The organism is Candidatus Zixiibacteriota bacterium (assembly GCA_020853795.1).
Taxonomy (GTDB): domain Bacteria; phylum Zixibacteria; class MSB-5A5; order CAIYYT01; family CAIYYT01; genus JADJGC01.
Genome location: JADYYF010000022.1, coordinates 1 through 10135, shown reverse-complemented (window position 1 = coordinate 10135; position 10135 = coordinate 1). Strand labels below are relative to the sequence as shown.

The 10135-nt window shown below is 56.0% G+C and carries 9 protein-coding genes; 8 read left to right on the top strand and 1 reads right to left on the bottom strand.

Annotated elements, in window-relative coordinates; genetic code table 11:
• The 4 genes from IT585_01490 to IT585_01475 form a co-directional block, all read left to right on the top strand.
• On the top strand, positions 1-490 hold a 490-nt coding region (locus IT585_01490; GenBank protein MCC6961904.1), incomplete at its 5' end, for a DUF853 family protein.
• Between the two features lie 322 nt (positions 491-812).
• Positions 813-1028 (top strand): hypothetical protein, encoded by a 216-nt coding sequence (locus IT585_01485; GenBank protein MCC6961903.1) that lies wholly within the window; start codon positions 813-815, stop codon positions 1026-1028.
• Between the two features lie 814 nt (positions 1029-1842).
• Positions 1843-2403, top strand: a complete 561-nt coding sequence (locus IT585_01480) for an outer membrane beta-barrel protein (GenBank protein MCC6961902.1) — start codon at positions 1843-1845, stop codon at positions 2401-2403.
• A 386-nt stretch (positions 2404-2789) separates the two neighbouring features.
• Positions 2790-3533 (top strand): class I SAM-dependent methyltransferase, encoded by a 744-nt coding sequence (locus IT585_01475; protein MCC6961901.1) that lies wholly within the window; start codon positions 2790-2792, stop codon positions 3531-3533.
• Between the two features lie 38 nt (positions 3534-3571).
• On the opposite strand, the gene IT585_01470 is transcribed toward IT585_01475, so the two are convergent.
• Positions 3572-4324: an SDR family oxidoreductase gene (locus IT585_01470; protein MCC6961900.1), complete on the bottom strand. Its 753-nt coding sequence runs from the start codon at positions 4322-4324 to the stop codon at positions 3572-3574.
• Positions 4325-4949: 625 nt separating this feature from the next.
• Between IT585_01470 and IT585_01465 the strand changes: the two genes are divergently transcribed.
• From IT585_01465 to IT585_01450, 4 genes are all read left to right on the top strand, one after another.
• Positions 4950-6983: a hypothetical protein gene (locus IT585_01465; protein MCC6961899.1), complete on the top strand. Its 2034-nt coding sequence runs from the start codon at positions 4950-4952 to the stop codon at positions 6981-6983.
• A 760-nt stretch (positions 6984-7743) separates the two neighbouring features.
• Complete coding sequence (gene hemA / locus IT585_01460; protein ID MCC6961898.1) at positions 7744-9018, top strand: glutamyl-tRNA reductase; 1275 nt, start codon at positions 7744-7746, stop codon at positions 9016-9018.
• Positions 9015-9935, top strand: coding sequence for a hydroxymethylbilane synthase (gene hemC / locus IT585_01455; GenBank protein ID MCC6961897.1), 921 nt, complete (start codon positions 9015-9017; stop codon positions 9933-9935). Before hemA ends, hemC begins: the two co-directional genes overlap by 4 nt.
• Positions 9926-10135: uroporphyrinogen-III synthase (locus IT585_01450; GenBank protein ID MCC6961896.1), on the top strand; the 210-nt coding region annotated here is incomplete at its 3' end. The genes hemC and IT585_01450, both read left to right, overlap by 10 nt.

Below are 10135 nucleotides of genomic sequence, written 5' to 3'. Positions count from 1 at the left end.
GACGACCTTCCGCCCCAATCCCAATCTCGACATCGAAAAGACGATCAACGAGCTGGGGACCGGCGAGGGTCTGGTGTCGTTTCTCGATGCCAAGGGCGCGCCGGGAATTACGCAGCGCACGATCATCAGTCCGCCGCAGAGCCGGATCGGCGCGATCACGCCGGCGGAGCGCGCCGAACTGATTCGCCAGGCGGCGGTGCGCGGCCGCTACGAGCAGGCGATCGACCGCGAGTCGGCGTACGAAATCCTCAAAGCCCGCGCCGAACGCGCCGCTGACGCGACGCCGAAAGTGGTTTTCGATCAGTACCCCGAGGCACAGCCGCGTTCGTCCGGCTCCGCGCGCAGCCGCACGACGCCGCGCGCGCCGCGTCAGCGCGAAAGCGTAATCGAGGCAGTCGCCAAGAGCACGTTGCGCTCGGCGGGGAGTCAACTGGGGCGCTCCCTGATTCGCGGCGTGCTCGGTTCACTGCTCGGCGGCCGCAAGCGCTGAGCGGCGTTTCGATCTTTCAGAAGGGGATCGTCGCGCGGTGGCAACTTTCTCACTCGATGCCGCGCGCACGCCGTTGTCCGAAATCAGCACACGATCTGCAAGGCAATTGACCAGTTGCGAAGCTGTTGTTTCCGCACGGCTTGCGCGTTGATGCTGAGGCCCTCGGCGTGGGGCGAGGCGCTTGGCGCGGGGCGGATGCGGGCGGATGTTTCAAAGTGGTAATTTTCGGCGCGGGCGCGTCCGACAAACCTAAGGGGCGACACAAGAGTACGCAGCGGATTACCCGCCAAACAGCGATTCAGTCTTTCTGGAGAACAGCGTTATGAAGTGCAGTTTCTGCGGCAGCGACGAGGTTGTTACCGGGATCCTCGAAGGGATTTCCTTCATCGCCAAGAGCGATTCACAGCGGATGCAGACCAAGGGGCTCTACGGCATCCAGGCAAATTTCTGCCAGGTCTGCGGCCGGCTCGACCGGTTTGAGATCGAGCGAGTGGTGACGCCGCGCAAGGCCACCGCGGTCGGCCTGCTCAGGCGGTAGCAGCGAGAGGGCGGGCGCAAGCAAGAGCCGAGAAGGTTGAGGATTCGATCGGCGTCAGGTCACTTCCCGCACGATTGAAGGCGGAAGTTTTTCCCGGGAATGCGTCGTGTGGGACACGACCTGACGCAGCGGAAAACGGGAATCATCCGACTGAAGTCGGATCTACAGCTGTGTACGGGGGAATCATCCGACTGAAGTCGGATCTACAGCTATGTAAGGGGGAATCATCTGACTGAAGTCGGACCCACAGCTATGTAAGGGGGAATCGTCCGACTCAAGTCGGACCCACAGCTATGTAAAGGGGAATCATCCGACTGAAGTCGGACCCACAGCTATGGAAGGGGGAATCATCCGACTGAAGTCGGACCCACAGCTATGTAAAGGGGAATCATCCGACTGAAGTCGGATCTACAGCTATGTAAGGGGGAATCATCTGACTGAAGTCGGATCTACAGTTTGTCAGCAGCCATTTGGAAGAGATCCGCATTGGAGGCAGTGATGGGAGCCGCAAATCCAACATAGATCGATATTTGTATATTGGCGCAAGAAGCAATCTTTGTGCGGAACCTGCCGGGTGCGGCAGGGTATAATTCGATGTCGGAACATCAGGCAGAGTTTTCATTCCGATAATTGATTGTGGGCAAGTCGCAGCAGTTAACTCCCGTACCTTTTCATCAATTTTCATCGACACAACTCTAATTTGAACGGCTCCAGACAGCGCCGTGTGCAGCGTGCAACAATCCCGCGTCCAATGGGCAGCGCGTTGACATAGATGGGCACTCGCATTCAATCCAACCGGAATGAGGAGGACACTATGCGCAGAAGAATCAGCATCATCTTTCTGCTGGGCTTTGTCGGCCTGGCGGCAGTGAGCGTACGCGCGCAGTCGGTCGCGCTGTTTGGCCCGCATCTGGGAATGCAAAAAGCGCAGGATGCCGAAGACCTCAGCTACCTGGTCGGCGCCACGTTGCGGCTAAAGTTGCTGCCGGCGCTGGCGGCCGAAGGTGATATCGGTTACCGCCATGAGGAATTCGGCTCCGGCGCTCTGACGATTCGCGAATGGCCGGCCACCGTCACGGCGCTTCTGTATCCCCTGCCGATGGTTTACGGCGGCGTCGGCGGCGGCTGGTACAACGCGACGTTCGACTACAACGACACCTACAACGCCGCCGGCATCGACGATAACAGCGACAGCGAGTTCGGGTGGCATCTGGCGGCCGGAGTGGAATTGCCGGCCTCGCCGAGCATGCGCATTTACGGCGACGTGCGTTACGTTTTCCTGGAGCGCAAGTTCAAGGAGTTGCCGGATGCCGTGCTCGACGGCGCCAAGTCGGATTTCTATTCGATCAATGTTGGCTTGTTATTTCGGTTGTAACGTTTTCCCCTCTGGTCTAAGCGTCCGTTAACAGACTCCCCCGCTTAGACCCCACTCCCGGGGCTTCGGCACGCTTGGTTTCCTGTCATCAGGAATGTGTCGGAGCCCTGTTTTTATTGTCACGACAGCGTTGCGACATCCGTCGGGGCGACGCTCGTGGTCGCCCGGGGCGGAAGATGGTGCCTTCAGTGGCGTAGGTCAATTCCGTTGGGAGATGACGCAAAATGCCTGATGATGCGGGGGGAATGCAAGTCGCATGACTCTGGAGTAGTCGAGAAGGGATTTGACGGCGATGACTGCATTGATGAAAATCGCCCTGTAAGTCCAGATTGCAGTGGCGCGTGAAGCAGTCGTGCTATAGCTTGTCCCCATCGGAGGAAATCTCTATGCCGCACAAAGCGAATTGGTGGGAAACGTTCTTCGTTGACTTCCGCCCGGTGTTTGGGCATTACAGCCGCAAGGAAATCAACGCGGAAATCCGGTATGTCAGCCGCAAGCTGGGATTGAAGCCGGGGATGAGTCTGCTCGACTGCCCCTGCGGTTATGGCCGAATGTCGCTACCTCTGGCTAAGCGTGGTATCAAGGTGACTGGGGTCGATATCACGCCGTCCTATCTGGAAGAATTTGAGCGCAATGCCAGCCGCGCCGGTGTGGCGGTGCGATTGTTTCACCAGGACATGCGCCGCATCAGCTTCCGCAACGAGTTCGATGCCGCCGCCAATCTGTACACCTCGTTTGGCTACTTCGAGGAGGAAGCGCAGAATCTGCTGGCGCTGAAGAAAGTCTATCAGGCATTGCGCCCGGGAGGGCGATTCCTGCTGTCGCTGATCAACCGCGACTGGATCCTGATCAATTTCACATCGCGCGACTGGTTCGAGTTGAAGGGGGTACGGCTGCTGCAATGGCGCTCCTTCGACCACGCACACTCGATCATGAACGACAACTGGCAGTTCGAGAAAGACGGTGCGGTCAAAGTGCACAAGACCAAGCTACGGCTCTATTCATATCACGAACTGCGCGCGATGTTTGAGCAGGTGGGATTCGTGGAGATCGAGGGCTTCGGGTCGCATCAGGACACGCCGACCGGCCGCAACAATCGGATGATCTACGTGCTGGGGCGGAAACCGTAACGAGAGTCCGTCGACGCGCCAGCTGTTTTCGGTTGTGACTACTTCCGGTGCACTACCGTCGAACCGGCCTGGGCGGTCGGGAAGATAATCACCTCGGCGATCTGAACGTGCGGCGGACGCGAGGCCACCCACACCACCGCGTCGGCGACATCCTCGCCGGTCAGCGGCTGCATCCCCTGATAGACCTTGTGGGCGCGTTCGGAGTCACCGTAAAAGCGCACGAGCGAGAACTCGGTCTCGACCAGGCCGGGATCGACCGTCGAGACGCGAATCGGCGTGTCGACCAGTTCCATCCGCAGGCTCTTGGTGATGGCATCGACGGCGAATTTGGAGGCGCAATAGACGCTGCCGCCGCCATAAGCCTCGTGGCCGGCGATCGAGCCGATGTTGATGATGTGCCCGCGCTGGCGCTGGAGCATCCCCGGCAGCACGGCGCGGGTGACATAGAGCAGCCCCTTGACGTTGGTATCGATCATCTCGTTCCACGCCTCGGGGTCGGCCTCGTGCAGTTTTACCAGTTGCCGCGACAGCCCGGCGTTGTTGACAAGCAGGTCGATCGCCTGCCAGCGTTCCGGCAGAGACAGGATCGCCCGTTCGACGGCGGCGAGGTCGCGGACGTCGAGTTTGAAGCAATGGGTTTCAGTCTTGAGGGTCCGGGCGAGCGCTTCGATGCGGTCGAGGCGGCGCGCGCAGAGGAGCAGATCATATCCGGCCTCGGCCAATTTGCGCGCGGTGGCCTGCCCGATCCCGGATGACGCCCCCGTCACGAACGCGATTTTTCGAATGGTCATAGTCGTACCTTTGGGTTGAAAACAGTCATCAAGGCGAAGTTAGGGAATCGGCGGGGAGAGATCAAGAGGTGCGCGTGGGGGGATTTCCTCCACCCGTGGCAATGACCACGAAGTGTCCCACCCTTCACTGCGCTGCGGGTGGGCTTCCGATGGGAGCAGAGGAGCATTTAGCTGGCTACCTTATGAGTGTCGCGACGGCAATTTCGATGAAGTTGACTTATTCTGTATCCAAATGTTGGCTGAGTTAGGACCCAGCGCGGAAGCGGGCGGGTCATGAAACTTGACATCTCGAGCAAAAGGAAACTGTTGACATGATGCTCAGAAAACTCCAGGTTACGAAGGTGGGTAGTGGGGCATTCCACTATCGGCAGGCTGATTTAGTATCGGCTTCGCATCAGGCGCTCAAAGGCGGAATCTCTGTGCGTTGCCAATCCGTTAGGAATGACTCAGAGAGCATATTGTGCCCTCCGAAAGGACCATCGACGGAACGCCCGCAATTCGCCGCCTTGGCGACGAGGAGTATCTGTACCTAGAAGGAGAATCGCGAGTACTACGCCGCCGATTTTCAGCAAACTTCGGGAGGGTTGACATGGGAACTATACGTACAGAGGTACGAGATCAACACTTGAACTATCACCCAGAAGAAGAAGAGATTCTAAAAGCATTCTTGCCAAATTTCTTCGTTACGTGGGGTCGACGACGAAGAGCCTATAATACCGAGCTCTCGGTGTACTTCCTGAATCCGGAACCGTTCCTGTCAGAGACTTTTGGATTTGACCAAGAAATCATGCTAGTCTATTCAAGATACAAGACACTTGAAGCACGATCAGTACAGGCGGCAGAAGCTGTATTGGCGGACGACCCTGCAAGGGGCAGAGTTGAGAAGTTAACATACTTCTTCGTATCAGAGGCACCCGATGTTGAGGGTTGGTTCCATGCCTACAATTCAATGCATCAGGAGTCTAAGCTCATCATACCACTTTCCGCTGATGACGTCAGGGCAAACGCATCAGATCCTTGGTTCGTCCGAAATAAAACAAGTAACTTGTTGTATGGGCGCGACCTCTTCGATTATCGACTCCCTCTCGAGCGCGACACGTACTTCTTCGGTCGATCCGAGCTAGCCGTGAACCTGTTTGACTCGATCAAGAGATCTGAGAACCGAGGTATTTTTGGGCTCAGAAAGACCGGGAAGACTTCGTTGTTGTTCAAGTTAGAACGCATGCTGAAGGAGGCTGGAATCGCTGAGGTGCAGTATTTTGACTGTAAGCTCCCTTCCATTCGCAAACTTCGATGGCACGAGCTATTGTGGAAGATTTGCGAGGAATTGGCGAAGAAGTTCAGTTTGCAGCGACCGTCAGTGTGCAGCGAAGTGAATGCCCCCACCGAGTTCATGCGGCTCGCATCGGAGATCACTAAGCCCGTCCTTCTGGTATTCGATGAAATTGAGTACATCTCTCCTATCGCGATTGACGATAAGCACTGGCACAGAGATTTCATTGCCTTCTGGCAGACATTTTGGGCGTGTCAGAGCAGACATAGGACAATTTCTGCTATGATTGCAGGGGTGAATCCCAAAGTGGTGGAAATGGATACTATAGAAGGCGTGCAAAATCCACTCTTCGGAATCGTCTCTTACCAGTTTCTCACCGGCCTGAATCTGGAAGAGACAAAGAATATGATACGCACGCTGGGCAAGCGAATGGGAATGAAGTTTGACGCGGCAGCTCTCGAGTACATCCATCTCAGGTATGGCGGGCACCCATTGCTGACTAGAATGGCGTGCAGTGCGACGAACTCCATGATCGCCCTGCGGAAAGAAGCAAGACCCGTGGCGCTCTCTCGGACTCGTCTTGAAAGCGAGGAACAGCAGCGAGATGCCGAGCTAACCTTCTACTGCCGCCATGTAGTGTCGGAACTAAGACAATTCTATCACGACGAGTATGAGATGCTTGAACTCCTTGCTTCAGGACAAGTCCACGACTTTGTCGAACTCGCGGCATATCCAGAATACACCAAGCATCTTGAGCAATATGGCTTGCTTGCAAAGAACAAGTTCAATCGACCCGAAATCGCAATACCTGTGATCTCACGCTACGTTGGGCTCGAGCTTGCAAGAAAAGAAGGCAGGCGGAGTCTGCTGCGAGTAGCGCCGGAGCCAGAACGAGATGCTTGGATTGAGAAACGAAAGAAGTCTGTACTTAATGATATCAGAATGCTCGAGAGTGCGATCAACAGGGCACGTTCGCCACTCCTTTTTGGCGCAAATTCCTTTCCGAATGCGCACCAATTCGCCTCGTTGACAGTGGTGCGGTCTGAAGCTGACTTTAAGCAATTTGTGGATGTCTGCAACAAGTGTTTCGTGGAATCGATAGAGAATTATGGCAAGTCCATTGGCAAGGACCACTACTATTGGCAGGACGTGAAGACGCGCTACCCGGGACTTTGGGATGCACTCCAAAGAATCAAGATATATAGGAACGAGCATCTACACCTAATACTGAACGAGAAGGCGACTGATGAACTGATTGCGTTTCTGAAACGGGACCTTGAAGGGAGATCTCCAAGTGCTGTTCCAGATGTTCACTTCGTATTGCAGCAGTGCACTCTCGACGGACTACTGGCTGGTATCCAAATTGAAATCGGTAACCTGACATAGGAATCGAAATGGGCCAAGTACGCCTCGCCATCGAGGCCAAGTGACTTAAGTTTGTGATGGAGGTATCTGCGGTCGAGACCGATGAGGTCGGCAGTTTTGGTCAAATTGCCGCCTCAGACTCTGAGGACTTTGCCGATGTGCTCTTCCTCGAAATGGGCGACAGCATCTTTCAGCGATAGCGGTCGTAGATCGGATCCCGTCTGAAGATGACGTAACGTGTCCGATGATGCCGGGGAGAGTCAGTTGAAAGATTCGTGGTGGATTGAAAAGGGATTTGACGGGGATGAAGATGTGGGCACTCGGCGTCAAGACCCTCATGCTCGAATGGAATGAGTACCTTTGGCAAGATGCACCGCGTTGCCGCATTCCGGTGGATCATGGTTTCGGGTTTTGACCTACGCGACTGATCCACCGAGGGGGTTCCAGGTCACGTCCTGCAGATGGAGAATCGTGATTCGCGGGCGGGGGCAAGCCCCGCCCAACGGATCGTATATCCATCAATGTCGAGCGGGATAATCGGCTTAATAATCCTGATTGCGGTTAGGAATTGAGACGATTACAGGGCGGTTGAATTTTGTAATCTGTTGGAAATAATTCGATTATGAGTAATAGTGTCTGATGCGCCCAAGGCTCATGTGAGTAAGTGCTAATTCACGACGATGGGCGTCTTGTTATTTTTTTCACAAATGATGACACTTATATGACAATAGAAGTCGAGTTTCTTTTAACTTCACAACAACCAAAGACGATAGTCTTAGGTGTGTATAAGGACGATATGGAATTCGGTATCATCGGCACCTCAATCTGGCAACAAAATCTCAAGCTGCTGGAGCGCCTGACTGTCGACCGCGACAGCCGCACCGAAACGCTGCGCCAGTTGAAAGACTATCTTTCGCTCGATGAACTGATCTACCTGTCCACGTGCAATCGCGTGGAGTTCGTCTATATTTCTTCGGGGCGATACTCGGGATCGAAACTTCTGCATCGACTGATCGACTTTTTCTTCCGTGATCAACAAGGGTTTGGGTTCTTCCCGAACGACTTCTATCACTACACGGGACGTGAGGCGGTTGCGCACTTATTCCGCACAACCGCCTCTCTCGAATCGCTGGTGGTTGGCGAGACGCAGATTGCGGGGCAATACAAGGAAGCCTACATGGAGGCGCTCGCGACCGGACTGGCGGGGAATGCGCTGAAGGATATTTCCGAGGAAGCGCTGCTGGTGGCCAAAAAGGTCAAGCGCGAGACGTCGGTGGGTTCCGGGTCGGTGTCGATGGCGTCGCTGGCGGCGGACGAATTGGCGAAGGGTTGCGGTGCGGATTCGACAATCGCCTTAATCGGCGCGGGCACGATGACAGTCAAGCTGGCGCGCTATATCCTTGATCACAAGCTCGGTTCATTGTTATTCGTTAATCGCACCCGGGAACGGGCCGAGAGTCTGGCGGAGCAGTTCGGCGGCCGCGCCGTCTCCCTCGACGACTTCATCGCCGAACCTCCGCGGATAAATGCCATCGTTTCGGCCACGGCCGCACCGGGTGCGTTGTTTGACGCCCGATTCCTCGACGCTCTACCGCCGTCCGATGCACCAGTGATTTGCATCGACCTGGCGATCCCAAAGGACTTCGGTGCATGCTTCAACGACAGCCCCAAGGTCAAGCTGATTGATATCGCGTATCTGCGGTCGGCCTGCACGGTCAATCTGCGGCAGAAATTTATTGAGACCGGCAAGGCCAACGAAATCGTCCGTGCCGCAGTAAATGACTATATGTCCGATCGCATCGAGGTTTCCCTCAAACCGATCTTCACCGACAGCTTCCAGGAGTCGATGCAACTGGCGAAGCGCGCGCTCGACGACTTGTTTGCCAAGAAAGTGACGGCGATTTCGGATGAAGACAAGGACGCGATCTACCGGCTGGTCACCAAACTGATTGCCAACTCCGCCTATCAACCGGCCAAGGTGCTCTCCGATAAACTGGCCAATCTCTCCGGCGACATCGACCTGACGGAACTGCGGCGGCGTAAGACCGCAATATGACCGAGAAGCTGATTATTGGCTCCCGCGGCTCCGATCTTGCCCTGTATCAGGCAAATTTCATCAAGGATATCTTGATTCGTGAACATGGCTGTGCGGTCGAGATCAATATCATCCACACGGCCGGCGACAAGATCGACAATATTTCGTTCGACAAGATGGAAGGGAAGGGCTTCTTTACCAAGGAGTTAGAGGAGGCCCTGCTGCGGCGCGAGATCGATCTGGCCGTGCATTCCCTGAAAGACCTGATGACCACCCAGCCGGAGGGGCTCAAATTGGGCGCTGCCGGTTACCGGGCCGACCGTGCCGAGATGCTTCTGCTCCGCAAGGAATCGCGGGTCGGGACGGGGGTGTTGCCGGTGCGGGACGGTGGGGTGATTGGGACAAGTTCGGCGCGGCGCAAATGTCAGGTTGCCTTCCATCACCCAAAACTGCAAATTACTGATCTGCGCGGAAACGTGCCTACGCGTGTGCGCAAGCTGCGCGAGGGTCAGTACGACGCGATCCTGCTGGCCTGTGCCGGAGTGAAGCGTCTGCAGTTGGACTTATCGGATTTGGAGGTTGTCGAGCTGGATCCGCAAGTATTTCTGCCGGCGCCGGCGCAGGGCATTCTCGGGATACAAGTTCGCGATCACGATCCGCGCGTGGAGAAGGTAGTATCGAAACTTGGATCCAGTGACGAGATGCTTCAGGCAGAGCTTGAGCGCGGACTTTTGAAGATGTTCGATTCCGGTTGTTCGCTGCCGCTTGGGGTGTGGTCTGACAGGAGAAACGGGGAATATCACTTGAAGGCAGTATTAGGGCAACATCGGGAGGGCCGCTGGCAGGGGCTGAAGCGTGCCGAGGTGCGCGGGCAGGAAATCCGCGCGCTGATCGACCGGGCGTACACGATCCTGACGCAGGAGTCGCCATGCGCGTAATCGTCACCCGGCCGGCAAAACAATTGACCGAATTGACCCAGCGGGCGGCGGAACGCAACATCGAAATTGTGCCGTTGCCGCTGATGGAGATCGTGCCGTTGCCGTTCGAGTGGCCGCGCGGTCTCGATATCAAGGACATCGACTGGGTATTCTTCACCAGCGCGCAGGGAGTGGCCTCGTTCTTCCTGCGGCTTTCCGAG

What these genes read in the sequence shown, in the direction of transcription:
- IT585_01485 (MCC6961903.1), top strand. Translation starts at nt 813, where the DNA reads ATGAAGTGCAGTTTCTGCGGCAGCGACGAGGTTGTTACCGGGATCCTC.
- IT585_01470 (MCC6961900.1), bottom strand. Translation starts at nt 4,324, where the DNA reads ATGACCATTCGAAAAATCGCGTTCGTGACGGGGGCGTCATCCGGGATC.
- IT585_01475 (MCC6961901.1), top strand. Translation starts at nt 2,790, where the DNA reads ATGCCGCACAAAGCGAATTGGTGGGAAACGTTCTTCGTTGACTTCCGC.
- IT585_01480 (MCC6961902.1), top strand. Translation starts at nt 1,843, where the DNA reads ATGCGCAGAAGAATCAGCATCATCTTTCTGCTGGGCTTTGTCGGCCTG.
- hemC (MCC6961897.1), top strand. Translation starts at nt 9,015, where the DNA reads ATGACCGAGAAGCTGATTATTGGCTCCCGCGGCTCCGATCTTGCCCTG.